Below are 15,802 nucleotides of genomic sequence, written 5' to 3'. Positions count from 1 at the left end.
TCCACCGGGCGGCCCCGTGGCCAGTACTGTCAGCGCCCATGGAGCAGAGGCATCTCGGCCGCACGGGCCTGCGCGTATCCCGGATCGGACTCGGCACCCTCACCTGGGGGCGGAGTACCGACGAGCATGACGCCGCCGACCTGTTGAAGGTGTTCTGGGAGGCCGGCGGCACACTCGTCGACACGGCCGATGTGTACGGCGACGGAGACGCCGAGTATCTGCTCGGGCAGCTCTGCGAACGGCTGATACCCCGCCGCGATCTCGTCATCGCCACCAAGGCGGGCAGCGTGCCCGACCCCTACCGCCGGTTCGACGGCTCGCGCGGGCATCTGCTGGCGGCGCTCGACGCGTCGCTGGAGCGGCTGGGGACCGACTACGTGGATCTGTGGCAGGTGCACGCCTTCGACCCGGAGACCCCGCTGGACGAGACGCTCCAGGCGCTGGACATCGCGGTCTCCAGCGGGCGGGTGCGGTACGCGGGGCTGTCCAACTTCTCCGGCTGGCAGCTGGCCAAGGCCGCCACCTGGCAGCTCGCGGCGCCGGGGGTCCGGACCCGCGTCGCCAGTACGCAGATGGAGTACTCGCTGCTCCAGCGCGGGGTGGAGCGTGAGGTACTGCCGGCCGCGGTGGACCTGGGGGTGGGGCTGCTGCCGTCGTCACCGCTGGGACGCGGGGTGCTCACCGGCAAGTACCGCCATGCGACTCCGATGGACTCGCGCGGGGCGTCGGAGCAGCTGGCGCCCTTCGTCGCGCCCTATCTGGACGACGCCGCGAGCAGGATCGTCGACGCGGTCGCCACGGCGGCCGACGGGCTCGCGACCACGCCGCTGGAGGTCGCGCTGGCCTGGGTCCGCGACCGGCCCGGGGTGGTCGCCCCGATCATCGGCCCGCGCAACGCGCAGCAGCTCGCGGCGGCATTGTCAGTGGAGACGCTTAGTCTTCCTGACGAGATCTGCCGGGCGCTCGACGATGTGTCGGAGCCCGTTCACCGTTATCCCGACCAGGACTGGACCGAGCTGTGAGTACGGATCGCCTCGACACCGAGGCCAGCACCGAGGCCGAGGCCGCTCCCGGCGCCGAAGCCGCACCGGAGACGGAATCGGAAACGGAAACGGCGCCCGACACCGGGGCTGAGGCCGGGGCTGACGCGGAGGTCGGGGCGGAGGCTGACGCCGAGGTCGGTGCCGGGGCTGACGCTGAGGTCTGTGCCGGGGCTGAGGCTGAGGCCGGGACCGATATCGAGACCAACGCCGAGGCTGAGGCCGGGACCGGGGCCGAGGCGGCTGCGGCGGAGGGCGCCGGGACGGCCGGGGCACCCGTCCTGTCGGAGGCCGAAGCCGAACTGGCGGCCCAGCGCGAGCTGCGGGCCAGAATCGAGCAGCGCAAGGCCGAGAAGGACGGGCCCATCCAGGCCGGCACGAAGCTGAGCGGCCGGGCCGCCGATCTGCTCGCCGCGGTCAGGGCGGTGGAGGGCGGCGAGAAGCCGTCCGCGCACTTCCCTCCCCCGGCACCCGAGCCGCGCCGCCCCGCGCCCGCCCCTCAGGCCGAGCCACGCCCCGCGGTCCGTCCGGCTGCCGCGCCCACCGGCGCGGCGCCGGAGAGCGTGTCGTCCGTGCGGGCCGTCCTGGCCGCGGGCGGCGCCCCCGAGTCACTGGCCGTACGGACCGCCGAGACGCTCGGCGAGCAGGCGGCCGACGCCCTGCGCGATGACCCCTGGCAGTTGCTGTCGGTTCCCGGGGTGCGGCCGGAGCAGGCGGACGGCTTCGCCCGTGCACTGCTCGGCGCGGAGTGCGGACCCGCCGACGAGCGGCGGGCTGCCGCGCTGGTGAGCTGGCTCCTTGAGCGGGCCGCGCTCCAGGGGCACACCGCACTGGAGTCGGACACGGTCCGTGCGGCGCTCGCGGAGCGCTCCGTGCCGGACCCCGACGAGGCGCTGCAGAGCGCGGTCGCGGACGGCGCCGTGCTGGTCTTCCAGGACGCGCTGGACACCCCATCCGGGGCACCCGCCCCGCAGGAAGCCCCGCAGGAAGCCCCGCAGGACGACGACGGCTCCGGGAACGAGGCCGAAGCGGCGCCGCAGCCCGTGCGGGTCCTGCTGGGTCTCGACCGGTACGCACTCGCGGAGGAGAGCCTGGCGGACGGGCTCGCCCGGCTGGTGAACGCGGGCACCCTCGCCCCCGGCGGCGAACAGGCCGACTGGGAACAGGCAGCGGCGGACGCCCCGTCCCCGTCGGCCGCCGAACTGATCCGGACGGTCGCGCGCAACGGCCTGGTCGCCCACACCGGCGGCGAGGCCGCCCGCGACGAACCGGCCGCGGTGGTCACGGCGGCGCGCGCGCTGGGCCTGCGGGCGTACGCGGCCGCGCACACCCCCGACGGGAGGCGGCGGCTGGCCGCCGCCCTGGACGATCCGGCGGCGGCCGTCACCGTCTCCGGGCTGCTGACCGGTTCGGAGGGGCCGGGACGGGACGGCGAGGGCGCTCTGGCGCTCGATCTGCTGGCCGTCGTGGACGCCCCTCAGCTGGATGTCGAGAGCGCGGCCATGCTGGTCGAGTCGCTGGCCGACGGGGGCCGCCTGATCCTCAGCGGGGATCCCGGGGTGCTCGGTTCCGCCGGCGCCGGGCAGGTGTTCACCGATGTCCTCGCCGCGCGAGCCTGCCCGCAACTGGCCTCCCGCACCCCCGATCCCGGCCCCATCGGCGAGCTGGTCTCGGGAATCGGGATCGGCGAGCTGAACCAGGTCGCGGCGCCCGGCAAGGAAGTCGTGATCGTCCCCGTCCAAGACCCCGGTGAGGCGGTGCACCGCGCTGTGCAGCTCGTCGCCGACTCCGTACCCCGAGCCATCGGCGTGCCGGTGTCCGACACCCAGGTCATCACCCCGGGACACGGCGGCCCCGCCGGTACCCGCGCGCTCAACGCTGCGCTGAAGGAGCGCCTCAACCCGGGCCCCGGCCGCTTCGGCGGTTTCGATCCGGGCGACCGGGCCGCGTACACCCCGGCGCCCGGCAGGACCCTGCCCGGCACGGTCGTCTCGGCCGACGGCGACGGCCTGCATCTGGACTGTGCAGGCACGCCCGTCGTCGTACCGAGGGACCGTGTTGAGGCGTCGGTACGGCACGGCTGGGCGCTCACCGCGCACCAGGCTGCCGGGCTGCGGTGGCCCGCGGTGGTCGTGGTGCTGCCCGGCGACGCGGCGGGCGGGCTGAGCAGGCCGTGGGTCTACACCGCGTTCGGCCGCGGCGAACGGCATCTCTCGGTGGTGCACGGAGTCGATCAGGCACTGCCGCACGCGGTGGCCGAAGTCCCCGCACAGCCACGCACCACGCGGCTGCGCACCCTGCTGCGGCCGGCAGCGGACTAGCAAGACCGGCGGACTGGCAACGGCCGGCGGCCGGGGCAGGAGCCCCGGCCGCCGCCGTACCGCATCCCGGATGTCCCGCGCCCGATCAGACCCGCTCGTCCTCCGGGTCCCCGTGCGCGGAGGATTCGTCAGCGACGTCGTCGTCGGCGCCGTCGTCGTCTTCCTCATCACCATCGAGCAGTTCCTCGTCGTCGAAGACGGAACTGACGTCGAACCGGCACACGATCTGCTGCGGGTCCGCCTGGTCGAACGGAGTGCTCAGCCACTCCCCCGGCTCGGGCAGGTCGTCCGCCGCCGAGACCCAGAGCGTGGAGTCGCCCTCCTCAAGGCCGAACTCCTTGTGCCGTGAGGCGATTTCGTCCGGTTCGTACTCACCGAACAGCACCCCCAGAGCGGCGTGCACACTGCTGCCCACGACAGCCCCCACGCCCGGTCCGCCGTCCGCCTCCGGGTCGAGGTCCACGATGCGCTGCGCCTGCCCGAGCAGCCGCTGCGGCTGGGCCACCGCGTAGTCGCGGCGGATGAGCACCGTGAGCGCGTGCGGGTCGTCGGGGCCCGCGTACGGCGGCAGTGCGTCGTCCGCAGCGGGGATCTCGAAGGGGGTGACCTCGTCGTACCGGTCGTAGAGCCTCTCGTCGTACGTCTCGGCGGCCGCGGCGAGCGCGTTGAACGCGTCGTAAACGGCCGGGTCGTCCTCTCCCGTACGGGCTTCGACCGCGTCGAGGTGACGGTCCAGCGCGGCTTTGACCGCCTCGGCGGCGGCGCGTACCTCGGCAGCCGTGGGCTGCGCAGCATCAGACATAGGGCAGACGCTATCCGTACCGGGCCTCTGCCCGCACAATAGATGCGATGCCGGAATACGAATTTGTCGACGTGTACGTACCGCGCGGGGTCTCCCGCAAGGACGCGACGCGCCTGCTCACCGACCATGCCGAGTACGGACACTGGGAGTTGGACCGACTGAGTCTGCACCGGGACGGCAGCCGCAGAGTGCGGCTGCGCCGGCGCATCATTCGCCAAGTGCGCGCCACATGGTGAAGAGGGAGCGGGTCCCGCGACTGCGGAACCCGCTCCCTTCCATGCGTACGCGCAGGGCTCAACAGCCCGTTACGCGGCTGCCCGGGACCGCCTGTACAGGATGATCCCTCCGAGCACCATCCCGGCACTCGCCGGAATGATCAGCCCGAGCGGGGCAGAACCGGTGTGCGCGAGCTGCTCGGTGCCCGAGGGCACCGAGACGGCCTGCGTGACCGGGGCCGGGGCGTGCGGCGCCGCGGGCTTCGGAGCGCTCGGCGTGTGGCCGCGCGGCGTTCCCGGCTGCGCCGGGTGACCCGGGTGACCGGGGTGGACCGGGTGGTGCGGGACGTGGACCGGCGGCGGGACGCTCTCGTCGTTGGCACAGTGGTTGCCGAAGACCGGGTTGAGCAGGCCGACGACATCGACGCTGTTGCCGCAGGCGTTCACGGGTACGTCGAGCGGAAGCTTCACGTTGTTGCCGGAGAGAACGCCGGGCGAGCCACTCGTGTGACCCTCTGCCGTCGCTCCGCCGCCGCTGTGGCTGCCGGTGCCGCTGTCGTGGCTGCCGCCGTTTTCGCCGGGGGCGCGGTGGCGGCCGCTGTCCCGGCCCTCGTGCCGGCTCCCGGTGTGGGACGTTCCGGAGCCGGACGGCCCGTTGCTGCACCTGTTGCCGAACGCGGGGTTGAGCAGTCCGACCACGTCAACGGTGTTGCCACAGACGTTCACCGGCACGTGCACCGGTGCCTGGATCGAATTGCCGGAGAGCACTCCGGGCGAATTCGCTGCGGTCCCGTCAGCCGACGAGTCCGCGTACGCGTAGCCACCGCTCAGGGCGAGTACTCCACCCGCGGCCGCAACGGTGATCAGGCCTTTCTTCGTGACCTGGCGCATAGGTTCGTTTCCTGCCTTCTACCTTCCGGAAATGCCCGCGGACGTCGTTGCCCTTGGGCCGAATGCCTCTCCGGCCCCGGAGCGCATGGCGCGCGCTCCGAGGCCGGCGGGGCTCCGACCCTCGCGGGCCGGCGGGGCTCCGACCCTCGCGGGTCAGAGGCACAACATCAGGCGTTGACGCAGGTGTTGCCGAAGGCGGGGTTGAGCAGCCCGATCACAGAGACCGTGTTGCCGCACACGTTCACCGGGATGTGAACGGGCACCTGAACAACGTTGCCCGAGATCACACCGGGCGAGTGCACAGCGGCACCCTCAGCGCCAGAGTCGGCGACGGCCATGCCCGCACTCGCGAGCACGAGACCACCGGTGACTGCCGCAGCGGCGACGACCTTCTTGATCATTAGTTCCTCCTAGTCGGCAAATGCGGTCCAGACTGCGGACCGCACCACGTGTAACGAGGAGAACCCGGCGGGGCTACGAACCAGTCGCCCCATTCACTCTTTCCGGTCGCATACGCACGTACGGCCGATTAATTGGAAAGTCGTTTCAGCACTTGTCCGGTCAGCAGTTGTCCAGGAAGCGGTCGAGTACCCGTACGCCGAACTTCAGACCGTCGACCGGCACCCGCTCGTCGACCCCGTGGAACATTCCGGCGAAGTCCAGCTCGGGCGGCAGCTTCAGCGGCGCGAAGCCGAAGCAGCGGATTCCCAGGTCGTCGAACGACTTGGCGTCCGTACCGCCCGAGAGCATGTACGGCACCGCCCGCGCGATCGGGTCCTCGGCCTTCAGCGCCACCTGCATGGCATCGACCAGGTCCCCGTCGAAGCCCGTTTCCAGCGCCTTGTCGCCGTGCACGTCCTCGCGCCTGACCCGGGGGCCCAGGAGCTTGTCGAGGTCGGTCAGGAACTCCTCCTCGTAGCCGGGCAGGAAGCGGCCGTCGACATGGGCCGTCGCCTGTCCGGGGATGACGTTCACCTTGTAACCGGCGCCGAGCATGGTGGGCGCGGCCGAGTTGCGCAGTGTCGCACCGACCATCTTCGCGATGCCGCCGAGCTTGGCGAGCGTCGCCTCCATGTCCTCGGGGTCCAGCGGGGTGCCGAGCGCGTCGGACAGCTCGTCAAGGAAGGACCGCACGGTCTTGGTGACCCGCACCGGCCACTGGTGGCGTCCGAGGCGTCCCACCGCCTCGCAGAGCTCGGTGATGGCGTTGTCGGTGTTGGTCATGGAGCCGTGGCCGGCGGTGCCGTCCACGGTGAGGCGCATCCAGTGCATCCCCTTCTGCGCCGTCTCCACGAGATACAGCCGCAGATTCTCGTTGACGGTGAACGAGAAGCCGCCGACCTCGCCGATCGCCTCCGTGACGCCCTCGAAGAGATCAGGGTGGTTGTCCACGAGGTGGCGCGCGCCGTAGGTGCCGCCCGCCTCCTCGTCGGCCAGGAAGGCGAGGACGATGTCGCGCGGGGGCTTGCGGCCGGTGCGCAGCCTGTCCCGTACGACCGCGAGGGTCATCGCGTCCATGTCCTTCATGTCGACCGCGCCGCGGCCCCAGACGCAGTCGTCCACGACCTCCCCTGCGAAGGGGTGGTGCGTCCAGTCGTCGGCGTTCGCCGGGACGACGTCGGTGTGGCCGTGGATGAGGAGCGCGGGCCTGGACCGGTCCTCCCCCTCGATCCGGGCCACTGTGGACGCGCGCCCGGGGTGGGACTCGAAGATCTGCGGTTCGAGACCGACCTCGGCGAGCTTCTCCGCCACGTACTCGGCAGCGGCCCGCTCACCCGGCCCCGAGTGGTCACCGTAGTTGCTGGTGTCGATCCGGATCAGGTCACGACAGAGGTCGACGACCTCGTCCTCACCGGAGACGCCCCGTTCCGTGCCTGTCCTGTTGGGCTCGCTCACGCTGTTTCCTCCCGCTGTCGCTGCTGGTGGTCCCCTGCCCCATACTCGCCCTCGCCACCCCCGGGACCCAAGCGCGGGGACCGGTCGTCATACACGGTTCACAGACTCCGGCGCGTGATCGAGCACCTCCCAATGTTTGCTATGGTTTTCCACGTCGGAACGGCCCAGGGCCGCGAGACAGACACCTTGTCCGGGTGGCGGAATGGCAGACGCGCTAGCTTGAGGTGCTAGTGCCCTTTATCGGGCGTGGGGGTTCAAGTCCCCCCTCGGACACCAGCTGAGACCCCTGTTCACCAGGGGTCTTCTGCGTTTCCGGGCAGTGGCGTGACCACCCACGCGGCCGGCCCCTCCGGGAGGCAGAGGCAGCGTGGGCGGACTGTCACTCCGTGGCTTCCAGGGCGTCGGCGAGTTCGCCGATGTCTTCCGGGCCGGTGAACTGAAGCTCCACGTCGATCAGTGCTCCGTCGGGCTGCGGGAATTCATCTGTGTAGGCGGTGGAGACCTGGCTCTGTGTGTCCCGCCCGACATCGAGGCCGAACCCGGAGAGCCGGGAGGCGGTCCTGGGGATGTCGGCCTCCGCGACGGCTTGTGATTCCACTTCGAGCGTGAACCGTGCGGATCGGTCGGCGCGGCACTGGAGGCGGAAGCCGACCGTGGCCGGCCCAGAAGGGAGCGGCTGGGGCGAGGTCCGGCAGATGCGCCGGCCGAGCAGATGGTGCTCGAAGACCAGGTGGTCGTGGTGGGTGTACAGGACGTAACCGCCCGCGCTGGTGCCGCTGGCCAGGATGACTCCGTCGGCCCTGCGGCGCAGGCGCGCCGTCACCCGCATCGACCTGTTACTGCCCGTCGTACGGCAGGCTGCCGGCATGTGGCCGGCCCCTGCTTCCAGCACGACCCGCTCGGCGCTGTGCAGCCCCTGCCCGGTGCCGAGGGAGAGCAGGTCCTTGAGCGGGCGGTCGTCGAGGGGGAAGACACCGTGTTCCGCGGCCTGTTCCTCCCAGAGTTCGCACAGCGCGGCGACGCGCTCCGGCTCTCCGGCGGCCAGGTCGTGGCATTCGGAGAAGTCCCGGTTGGTGTCGTACAGACGCCAGACGTCGTCCTCGTAGGGGGTGCCGGGGAGGTGGGTCGTCACGGCTTTCCAGCCTTCGTGCAGGATGCCCCCGGTGCCCCAGCATTTCGAAGTGCTGGGTGTTCCGTGGTGCGGGGCCGCGGCATCGGCGAAGGTGCCGGCGATGGTACGGCCGTCGAACTGTCCCTCGTCGTAAGGGATTGCGGCCGCGTCCAGGAGGGTCGATGCGATGTCGATCGCGTGGGCGAACTGCTCGCGGATACCGCCGGGGTCGGTGATGCCGCGGGGCCAGTGCACCACCAGCGGGACGCGTACGCCTCCGAGGTCGGTGTACTGCTTGTACAGGCGGAAGGGGGTGTTGCCGACAGCTGCCCAGCCTTCCGGGTAGTGCGCCGGTCCCTGGGGGCCGCCGAGCCGGTTCAGGCGGGCCAGCTCCTGAGCGATGGTCTGGGGGATGCCGTTGTAGGGGGCGTTCACGTCGACGGCTGGGCGTCGGCGTGTTCCAGGAAGCCGGCGTAGACGGCCTGCAGGTGGGTGAAGGTAGCGCTCGATGTACGCCCTCGGTGCCTGGAAGGGTGCGTGGGTCGCACCCAGTGCGAGATTCAGGAAGAAGGGGCTGCCGGGCCGGTAGGTGCGGTGGTCGCGCAGGTAGTCGATGGCCCGGTCGGCCAGGTCGGCCGAGAGGTGGTAGTCGGGGCTGCGCGGAGGCTGGACCTGGTGGTTGTCCTCGTACAGCTCGGGTGCGTACTGATCGGTGGCCCCGCCCATGAAGCCGTAGAAGCGGTCGAAGCCGCGGTGCAGCGGCCAGTTGTCGAACGGTCCTGCCGGAGTGACTTCGTGTCCGGGGGCCAGGTGCCACTTTCCGACCTGGTACGAGCCGTAGCCGGAGGGGCGCAGGTGGCTGGGGAGCAGGGGGACGCCGGGGTCGATCCTGCCGCGTGAGTTGGGGAATCCGGTGTCGGTGTCCGCGATGAAGCGCATACCGAGCTTGTGGTTGTTGCGGCCGGTGAGCAGACAGGCCCGGGTGGGTGAACACATCGGCGTGACGTGGAAGTTGGTGTACCGCAGCCCGCCTTCCGCCAGCGCGTCGATGGTGGGCGTCCGGATCTCCGAGCCGAAGCAGCCGAAGTCGGACCAGCCGGTGTCGTCCAGGATCACCGTGAGGATGCTGGGCGAGGCGCCGGTCGGCGGTGCGGGCCACCACGGGGTCGATTCCGCGGCGGTGCGCCCGGGCGGTGTGGCGTCAGCCGGTGTCATGGTTGCCTCCAGTAGTGCTGGTGGTGTCTGTGTCGGCGGCGCACCGGAAACCGGTGTGTCCGGTGCTGGTGTCCGGGGTGTTGGAGGTGCGGGCCGCCACGCGGTAGCGGTTGCAGTACGAGGCGTGGCACAGATACGAGCCGCCGCGGATGACCCGGGCGTCGCCGCTGTCCGGGCCCTGGGGGTCTTCCCGGGTCCGCGGTGTGTCCTGTGCGTGCCAACTGGTGCTCCACCGGTCCGCGCACCACTCCCACCCGCCCCAACGGCTACGGCCTCTACAACGTCGCGGGCAAGCGCGACTGGAGCCTGAAGGTGATCGGCGGGAAACCGGTGGACCTCGAACCGCTGCACGATGTCGAAGTCGACCTCAGGAGCCTCGTCAGGACCCAGACGGGCGAGACGCTCCAGCGGCTGGAGGGGAAGATCCAAGCCGCGCTCGCCGACGACGTCTTCACCAAGGGGCGGACCGGCGCAGCCGTTCCCGCTGGTGCAGATCGCGCAGACCTGCTTCACCGCTGACGGCGCCCCCGTCGTCTACTCCGTCGTCCAATTCGACACCACGGTCGTCGACCTGACCATCCGTCGGGCCTTCGTCGGCAGTGATATGTAGCGCTGCGGTGCCCGACAGCGGCCACACATCGGATGTTGCAGCACCACAGGGCCTCTACCGAGCGTGAAATCCGCCCAGAACGTTGACACACCCCAGCAGACATCGTACGTTTCCGTCGCTTCCTGAGGTGCCGTCATGGCACACCACATCGAAGGGACCGGTAGATGACCCATGCCCCGGAACAACCCGCACCGTCGCGTCGCAGCGTTCTGGGAACAGCGGGTGGAACCCTCGCCGCAGGCATCGCGCTGGGTGGGTTCCGTCCCTTCACCGCTGCCGCCGCCGTGCCGCGCCGGGGAGACCACGGAGCCCGTCCCGTACCCGAATCTGCCGCCACCGAGCTGCGTTACCCGGCGCCCGCGAGCGAGAGCCTGATCATCCAGCAGGGGCTGCCGATCGGGAACGGCCGCATGGGCGCCCTGCTGACCGGCGACCCCGCGCACGATGTGCTCTATCTCACCGATGCCACCCTGTGGACCGGCGGGCTGAACGACAGCCTCCAGAGCGACGGTCAGTTCCCTTACGGGGCGGACGACTTCGGCAGCTTCACACTGCTCGCGAAGGCGTCGGTCGACCTCCCGGGCCATGAGCTGTCCGCCGTGACCGGCTACCGCCGCACCCTCGATCTCAGCAACGGGCTCAGCACGGTCACCTACCGGCTCGGCGGGGTGACCTACCGCCGCGAGGTGTACGCCAGCCACCCCGACGAGGTCGTCGTCGTACGCCTCACCCAGAGCGGCGGCGGCACCTACACCGGCTCGCTCTCGCTCGCCGGATGGCACGGTGAGACGGCCGCGGCGGACGGCGCCACCCGTACCGCCTCGTTCACGGGTGCGTTCCCCAACGGGCTGACGTACGCGGCGGCGGCCGGTGTCACCAGCCGCACCGGCACCGTGGCCGTCAAGGGCGCCGACGTCACCTTCGCCGGGTGTTCCGAGGTACTGGTGGTCATAGCCGGCGGTACGAACTACGCGCTGGACCCCGCGACCGGCTACCGGAACCCCGGCGCGGACCCGCACGCCATCGCGGCCGGCCGGCTGCGCGCCGCGGCGAAGGCGGGCGGCCCCGCGCTGCTCAGCACCCATCTCGCCGACTACCAGCCGCTGTACGACCGGATGACGGTCGAGCTCGGGAAGTCGACCGACGCGCAGCGCTCACTCGACACCTGGTCCCGGCTCACCGCTCTGGGCGCGGCCGGCGCGCCGCCGGACCCCGAACTGGAGGCCGCCTACCTCCAGTTCGGCCGCTATCTGATGATCAGCGGTTCGCGCGACAGTGTGCCGCTCAACCTCCAGGGTCTGTGGATCGACCGCACGGACCCGGACTGGATGGGCGACTACCACACGGACATCAACGTCCAGATGAACTACTGGCTGGCCGATCGGGCCGGCCTCTCCGACTGCTTCGGCGCCTTCCTGGACTACTGCCTCGCCCAGGTGCCGTCCTGGACCCGCACCACCGCCGCGCGGTTCAACGACCCGCGCAACGGATTCCGCAACTCCAGCGGGAAGGTCGCGGGCTGGACGACGGCCATCTCCACCAACGTCCACGGCGGGATGGGCTGGTGGTGGCACCCGGCCGGAAACGCCTGGCTGTGCAACTCGCTCTGGCAGCACTACGAGTACACCCAGGACCGCACCGAGCTGAAGAAGATCTACCCACTGCTCAAGGGCGCCTGCGAGTTCTGGGAGGCGCGGCTGGTCACCACGACCGTCACCGACCCGGCCACCGGCGCGTCCCGGCAGGTCCTGATCGACGACAGCGACTGGTCGCCCGAGCAGGGGCCGACCGACGCCAAGGGCATCACCTACGCGCAGGAGCTCGTGCGGGACCTCTTCGCCTCGTACCGCACGGCGGCCGCCCTGCTCGCCACGGACGCCGGATACGCGAAGACCATCGCCGGACTCCAGTCCCGCCTCTACCTCCCGCAGGTCAGCCCGGAGACCGGCTGGCTGGAGGAGTGGATGACCCCCAAGAACCTGGGCGAGACCACGCACCGGCATCTGTCACCGCTGATCGGCCTCTTCCCCGGCGACCGGATCACCCCGGAGGACAGCCCGGCCGAGCTGGTCACCGGCGCGCGCAATCTGCTCACGGCCCGCGGAATGTCGAGCTTCGGCTGGGGCTGCGCCTGGCGCGCGGCGAGCTGGGCACGGCTCAAGGACGCCGACAAGGCGTACCAGCTGGTCCGTACGGTCATGGCGCCGTCCACCGGCGCCAGCAACGGCACCTCGCAGAACCTCTTCGACATGTACGACCTGGGGTCACGCGCCACCCTGCAGATCGACGCGAACTTCGGCACCCCGACCGCGATGATCGAGATGCTGGTCTACTCCAGACCGGGCGTGATCGAGCTGCTTCCGGCGCTGCCCGGCGCCTGGGCGGCGGCGGGCCGGATCACCGGGGTCGGCGCGCGCGGCGGTGTCACCGTCGATCTGGAGTGGCGCGCCGGGAAGGTCACCAGCGCGGTGCTGCGCTCGACGGTGAGCACGACGACCGAGGTGCGGGCCGGGGACTGGCACCGGACGGTGCGGCTGAGGCCGGGCCGGGCGGTCACGCTCCGACCGTAGCGGTCACGCGTCCCGCGGATGGACAGCTAACTCCGGAGGGCGGTGCGGGGATCCGCAGCGCCCTCCGGAGTGGGCCCGGCATGATCCGGACGGCCGGCCCTGAGGCCCTGATCCGGCCTGATCCAGACGAAAGGCCCTACGCCCACTCCGGCACTTCGCCCATGAGCTGGCACACCATGAGGTAGAGCGGGATCGGCGGGGTGTAGGGCAAGGAGTCCTGCGGCCAGTGGAGCAGCCGGGGACGGGCCGTCGGCACATACGCGCCGGGGGCGTAGCGCACCCGGTCCGGCCAGGCGAGTTCGTGGTCGGATCCGGCGGGGACGATCCACCACCACCAGTCGTCGTCCACGAAGACGCAGCCGGGCTTGGGCAGCCTGGCGAGCAGCCGGAAGCCGTGGTGTTCGGGCACACCCACCGCATCGCAGCCCAGCGGTGTCGAGAGGGCAGGGACGCGCGCGAGCGCGTTCCTCAGCACGGCCGCCCCGCGTGGCACTCCAGCTCCGCCCAGACCAGCCGTCCCGGCCCGTGCGTCGCCTCGCGGACGCCCCAGGCGCTGCTGACAGCGTCGACGAGCAGCAGTCCGCGGCCGTGCTCCCCCTGCGGGGAACGGCACAGCTGCGGGCCCACGGCCGCGTGTCCCTGGTCCTGTATCGCTATGCGCAACTGGCCCTTGTCGTCGCGCAGTTCGCAGGCGATGTGGTCGCCCGCCGTATGGACGACCGCATTGGTGAACAGTTCCGAGACGATCAGCAGCGCGGTGTCGCAGACGTCTTCCGAGAAGTCCCAGCAGGCGAGCCGGTTCCGGGTCAGGCGGCGGGCGCGTGCCACGGAATCGGTACGTGCCGGTAATTCGAACGCGTACCGCCGTACGTCACTGCCGGGACACTGATCGATGAGCTGGGGGATGAGCGCGGTGCCTGGAGCCACAGCCGAAATCCTCACGGTGGGGGTACCGCGACTGCCACACCATCCCCCATGGGTATGCGCCAGTCGCGTGAACTGGTTCACGCGTCTACTGTCCTCCGTAACAGACACCTTGGCAAGAGGCACTTTGTAAAGTTCAGAGTGGCGTTTCACCGATGGGGCGGGCATGGCACACTGCTGGACAACTGCCCAAGTGGAGGTCTCAGTTGAGTGAGCCGCGGTCCGCCCCGACCGTTGGCCAGGTCGTGCTCGGTAAGCGCCTGCAAGAACTGCGCGAGCGAGCCGGCCTGAGTCGCGAACAGGCTGCCAAGGTGCTCAGGGTCGCCCAGGCCACCATCCGCCGGATGGAGACCGCCGAGGTGGCGCTGAAGATCCCCTATGTGCAGTTGCTGCTGAAGGCATACGGGATCACCGAGGCCGAGAACGACGCCTTCGTCGAACTCACCGAGGAGGCCAACCAGCCAGGCTGGTGGCAGCGGTTCCACGGGATCCTGCCCGACTGGTTCAGCATGTACGTCAGCCTGGAGGGCGCCGCCTCGCTCATCAGGCAGTACGAGCCGCACTTCGTGCCGGGCGTGCTGCAGACCGAGGAGTACGCGCGCGCGATCATGATGAGCGGCGCGGTCGGCGAGACCAGCCCCGAGGACATCGACCGGCACGTCGCGTTGCGGATGGAACGGCAGTCCCTGCTGACACGGCCCGACGCACCGACGCTCTGGGTCGTGATGGACGAGACGGTGCTGCGGCGGCACGCGGGCGGCCGCGACGTCATGCGCGGCCAGATCGACCGCCTGCTGCGGGCCGCCGATCTGCCGCATGTCACGCTGCAGATCGCGGAGTTCTCCAGCGGTCACCACCCGGGGACCTACGGCCCCTTCGTCCTCTTCCGTTTTGCGATGCCCGAACTGCCCGACATGGTCTACAGCGAGTACCTGACTGGCGCCGTCTATCTGGACGCGCGCCCCGAGGTTGCCGCCCACCTCGAAGTCATGGACCGCATGGCGGCTCAGGCCGCAACTGCACAACGCACGAAGGAGATCCTCAAGGATTTCCGCAAGGAGCTGTAAATGGATCGCATATACAACGGCATGCCTGCCACGGACCTCGGCGCCGAGGGCTGGCACAAGCCGTGGAGCGGCGGCAACGGCGGCAACTGCATCGAGGCCATGAAACTGGCCGACGGCAGGGTCGCCGTACGCCAGTCCGCAGACCCTGACGGCCCCGCACTCATCTACTCCACCGGCGAAATCGCCGCTTTCATCCAGGGGGCGAAGTCCGGCCAGGCGGACTTCCTCCTCACCTGACCAGCACCGTTGCCGTTTGCGCCGTCGTCCGTCGTTGTCATTGCCGTCGTTGTCACTGCCGTCGTTGTCGACCTACCAGCTGGAGCGTCCCATGACCGGAGCAGACCCCGCGCACATCCAGATCGACACCAGCAAGCCGCACCCCGCCCGCATGTACGACTGGTTCCTGGGCGGCAAGGACAACTATCCGGTCGACCAGGAGATGGCCGAGCAGCTGCTCGCCCTCGACTCGCGGGGCCGGGAGATGGCGCGCGTCAACCGGGCGTTCATGCACCGCGCCACCCGCTGTCTGGCGGAGAGCGGCATCCGCCAGTTCCTGGATATCGGCACGGGTATACCGACCGAACCCAATCTGCACCAGATCGCCCAGCGGTCGGCGCCGGACTCCCGCGTCGTCTACTGCGACAACGACCCGATCGTGCTGGCGCACGCCGCCGCGCTGCTGCGTTCGACGCCGGAGGGCGCGACCGACTACATCCAGGCGGACGCGCGGGAGCCCTCCACCATTCTGGAGGCGGCGGGGAAGCTGCTGGACTTCGGCCGGCCGGTCGCGCTCTCGCTGGTGGCTCTGCTGCACTTCGTCGCCGACGAGGAAGCGTACGAGCTGGTGAACCGGCTGATGGAGCCGCTGGCGCCGGGCAGTTGCCTCGTCCTCTCGCATGTCACCGGGGATTTCGACCCGGAGGGGTCGGCGAAGGCCGTCGAGATGTACCGGGGCCGCGGTCTGACCCTGCGGCCCCGTTCACGCGCCGAGACCGCCCGGTTCTTCGAGGGCTTCGAGCTCCTCGCCCCCGAGGTCTCGCTGGCCGCCGAGTGGCGGCCCGAGCTCGGTGAACGGGTGCCTGTCCCCGGTGACGAGCCGATCCCCGGCTGGGTGGGCGTCGCGCGCAAGCACTGAGCCCT

15 protein-coding genes, 1 tRNA gene and 1 pseudogene are annotated in these 15,802 nt (G+C 70.6%); 9 read left to right on the top strand and 8 right to left on the bottom strand.

The genetic code is table 11. The features are described from left to right. The first annotated feature begins 38 nt into the window (after window positions 1–38). Window positions 39–1,022: an aldo/keto reductase gene (locus OG210_RS26675; RefSeq protein WP_328325014.1), complete on the top strand. Its 984-nt coding sequence runs from the start codon at window positions 39–41 to the stop codon at window positions 1,020–1,022. Further along, the gene (locus tag OG210_RS26670) at window positions 1,019–3,361 is read left to right on the top strand and encodes a helix-hairpin-helix domain-containing protein (protein ID WP_371539017.1); all 2,343 of its coding nucleotides are present in this window, start codon (window positions 1,019–1,021) and stop codon (window positions 3,359–3,361) included. The genes OG210_RS26675 and OG210_RS26670 overlap by 4 nt, the downstream gene beginning before the upstream one ends. Window positions 3,362–3,446: 85 nt before the next feature. On the opposite strand, the gene OG210_RS26665 is transcribed toward OG210_RS26670, so the two are convergent. Continuing rightward, window positions 3,447–4,163: a hypothetical protein gene (locus tag OG210_RS26665; RefSeq protein ID WP_328325018.1), complete on the bottom strand. Its 717-nt coding sequence runs from the start codon at window positions 4,161–4,163 to the stop codon at window positions 3,447–3,449. A gap of 47 nt (window positions 4,164–4,210) precedes the next feature. Between OG210_RS26665 and OG210_RS26660 the strand changes: the two genes are divergently transcribed. Then, on the top strand, window positions 4,211–4,399 hold the full coding sequence (locus OG210_RS26660) for a DUF5703 family protein (RefSeq protein WP_030907692.1): 189 nt from the start codon (window positions 4,211–4,213) through the stop codon (window positions 4,397–4,399). A gap of 69 nt (window positions 4,400–4,468) precedes the next feature. Here the strand turns inward: OG210_RS26660 and OG210_RS26655 are convergent, their stop codons facing one another. The 3 genes from OG210_RS26655 to OG210_RS26645 all read right to left on the bottom strand — a co-directional run bounded on the left by OG210_RS26655 (window position 4,469) and on the right by OG210_RS26645 (window position 7,165). After that, on the bottom strand, window positions 4,469–5,269 hold the full coding sequence (locus OG210_RS26655) for a chaplin (RefSeq protein WP_328325020.1): 801 nt from the start codon (window positions 5,267–5,269) through the stop codon (window positions 4,469–4,471). 167 nt (window positions 5,270–5,436) lie between these two features. Next, window positions 5,437–5,670 carry a chaplin ChpH gene (chpH, locus tag OG210_RS26650; RefSeq protein WP_328325022.1) on the bottom strand — a complete coding sequence of 78 codons (234 nt, stop codon included), beginning with the start codon at window positions 5,668–5,670 and terminating at the stop codon, window positions 5,437–5,439. Window positions 5,671–5,830: 160 nt separating this feature from the next. Continuing rightward, window positions 5,831–7,165: a M20/M25/M40 family metallo-hydrolase gene (locus tag OG210_RS26645; RefSeq protein ID WP_328325024.1), complete on the bottom strand. Its 1,335-nt coding sequence runs from the start codon at window positions 7,163–7,165 to the stop codon at window positions 5,831–5,833. 188 nt (window positions 7,166–7,353) lie between these two features. On the opposite strand from OG210_RS26645, the gene OG210_RS26640 reads away from it, so the two are divergent. Continuing rightward, window positions 7,354–7,441: transfer RNA gene (locus tag OG210_RS26640), tRNA-Leu, on the top strand. Between the two features lie 103 nt (window positions 7,442–7,544). On the opposite strand, the gene OG210_RS26635 is transcribed toward OG210_RS26640, so the two are convergent. Further along, a complete protein-coding gene (locus OG210_RS26635) occupies window positions 7,545–9,491 on the bottom strand; it encodes a sulfatase-like hydrolase/transferase (protein WP_371539012.1) in 1,947 nt (648 codons plus the stop codon). Beyond that, window positions 9,478–9,744, bottom strand: a pseudogene (locus OG210_RS26630) (formylglycine-generating enzyme family protein); the annotation flags it as partial. The pseudogene OG210_RS26630 and the gene OG210_RS26635, both read right to left, overlap by 14 nt. On the opposite strand from OG210_RS26630, the gene OG210_RS26625 reads away from it, so the two are divergent. Both OG210_RS26625 and OG210_RS26620 read left to right on the top strand, forming a co-directional pair. Continuing rightward, a complete protein-coding gene (locus tag OG210_RS26625) occupies window positions 9,702–10,010 on the top strand; it encodes a hypothetical protein (protein ID WP_371539009.1) in 309 nt (102 codons plus the stop codon). The pseudogene OG210_RS26630 and the gene OG210_RS26625 overlap by 43 nt on opposite strands. A gap of 255 nt (window positions 10,011–10,265) precedes the next feature. After that, window positions 10,266–12,671 (top strand): glycoside hydrolase N-terminal domain-containing protein, encoded by a 2,406-nt coding sequence (locus OG210_RS26620; protein ID WP_328325032.1) that lies wholly within the window; start codon window positions 10,266–10,268, stop codon window positions 12,669–12,671. Between the two features lie 136 nt (window positions 12,672–12,807). On the opposite strand, the gene OG210_RS26615 is transcribed toward OG210_RS26620, so the two are convergent. Continuing rightward, complete coding sequence (locus OG210_RS26615; protein WP_371539006.1) at window positions 12,808–13,164, bottom strand: hypothetical protein; 357 nt, start codon at window positions 13,162–13,164, stop codon at window positions 12,808–12,810. Continuing rightward, window positions 13,140–13,598 carry an ATP-binding protein gene (locus OG210_RS26610; protein ID WP_328325034.1) on the bottom strand — a complete coding sequence of 153 codons (459 nt, stop codon included), beginning with the start codon at window positions 13,596–13,598 and terminating at the stop codon, window positions 13,140–13,142. Before OG210_RS26610 ends, OG210_RS26615 begins: the two co-directional genes overlap by 25 nt. A 203-nt stretch (window positions 13,599–13,801) precedes the next feature. Between OG210_RS26610 and OG210_RS26605 the strand changes: the two genes are divergently transcribed. The 3 genes from OG210_RS26605 to OG210_RS26595 all read left to right on the top strand — a co-directional run bounded on the left by OG210_RS26605 (window position 13,802) and on the right by OG210_RS26595 (window position 15,797). Continuing rightward, entirely contained in the window at window positions 13,802–14,662 is an 861-nt protein-coding gene (locus OG210_RS26605) for a helix-turn-helix transcriptional regulator (RefSeq protein ID WP_328325036.1), read from the top strand. Further along, window positions 14,663–14,899 carry a DUF397 domain-containing protein gene (locus OG210_RS26600; RefSeq protein ID WP_328325038.1) on the top strand — a complete coding sequence of 79 codons (237 nt, stop codon included), beginning with the start codon at window positions 14,663–14,665 and terminating at the stop codon, window positions 14,897–14,899. Between the two features lie 91 nt (window positions 14,900–14,990). Further along, complete coding sequence (locus OG210_RS26595) at window positions 14,991–15,797, top strand: SAM-dependent methyltransferase (protein WP_328325040.1); 807 nt, start codon at window positions 14,991–14,993, stop codon at window positions 15,795–15,797. Window positions 15,798–15,802 lie beyond the last annotated feature (5 nt).

The organism is Streptomyces sp. NBC_00466, assembly GCF_041433995.1.
Taxonomy (GTDB): domain Bacteria; phylum Actinomycetota; class Actinomycetes; order Streptomycetales; family Streptomycetaceae; genus Streptomyces.
The sequence above is the reverse complement of the archived record's forward strand: the minus strand, read 5'-3'. Positions and strand labels throughout refer to the sequence as shown.

Excerpts from the sequence above, each read along its gene's own strand:
- OG210_RS26675 (WP_328325014.1), top strand. The coding sequence starts at position 39 with ATGGAGCAGAGGCATCTCGGCCGCACGGGCCTGCGCGTATCCCGGATC.
- OG210_RS26665 (WP_328325018.1), bottom strand. The coding sequence starts at position 4,163 with ATGTCTGATGCTGCGCAGCCCACGGCTGCCGAGGTACGCGCCGCCGCC.
- OG210_RS26660 (WP_030907692.1), top strand. The coding sequence starts at position 4,211 with ATGCCGGAATACGAATTTGTCGACGTGTACGTACCGCGCGGGGTCTCC.
- OG210_RS26655 (WP_328325020.1), bottom strand. The coding sequence starts at position 5,269 with ATGCGCCAGGTCACGAAGAAAGGCCTGATCACCGTTGCGGCCGCGGGT.
- chpH (WP_328325022.1), bottom strand. The coding sequence starts at position 5,670 with ATGATCAAGAAGGTCGTCGCCGCTGCGGCAGTCACCGGTGGTCTCGTG.
- OG210_RS26635 (WP_371539012.1), bottom strand. The coding sequence starts at position 9,491 with ATGACACCGGCTGACGCCACACCGCCCGGGCGCACCGCCGCGGAATCG.
- OG210_RS26620 (WP_328325032.1), top strand. The coding sequence starts at position 10,266 with ATGACCCATGCCCCGGAACAACCCGCACCGTCGCGTCGCAGCGTTCTG.
- OG210_RS26600 (WP_328325038.1), top strand. The coding sequence starts at position 14,663 with ATGGATCGCATATACAACGGCATGCCTGCCACGGACCTCGGCGCCGAG.
- OG210_RS26595 (WP_328325040.1), top strand. The coding sequence starts at position 14,991 with ATGACCGGAGCAGACCCCGCGCACATCCAGATCGACACCAGCAAGCCG.